Raw genomic sequence first — 297 nt, forward strand, 5'->3', positions numbered from 1 at the left:
TTTGATCAGGCTGTAAAGTAGTGCCTGCAGCCATCCAAGTGGCCGCAGTTGCCAGCGAGAGAACCGGTTCATCGATACTGTCCTTTTGTGTGATCCCTTTGGGGTGATCGGGCGGGCACAGATTAATAGTGTGGAGGTGGGGCATCATCCTGGCTGGATTTGAGGTCGCCGGTATTGGCTGCCAGTTGTTCCAGACGGCGATTCATCAGCTGCATGGCCTGACGAGCAAGGGTGAAGTCTGCCGACAGGTGAGTGATTTGCTCATTCAGGGTGTCGACGGTTTCATCCATATAGCTC

The 297-nt window shown here is 54.2% G+C and carries 1 protein-coding gene; it reads right to left on the reverse strand.

Features of this window, described 5'->3' with window-relative positions:
• Nucleotides 1-122: 122 nt before the first annotated feature.
• Nucleotides 123-290, reverse strand: a complete 168-nt coding sequence (locus tag Q4563_RS23670) for a SlyX family protein (protein ID WP_442903793.1) — start codon at nt 288-290, stop codon at nt 123-125.
• Nucleotides 291-297 lie beyond the last annotated feature (7 nt).

The sequence above is a fragment of the Gilvimarinus sp. 1_MG-2023 genome (assembly GCF_030548285.1).

Bases quoted from the DNA above. Each gene is read 5' to 3' on its own strand.
- Q4563_RS23670 (WP_442903793.1), bottom strand. From the start codon at position 290: ATGGATGAAACCGTCGACACCCTGAATGAGCAAATCACTCACCTGTCG.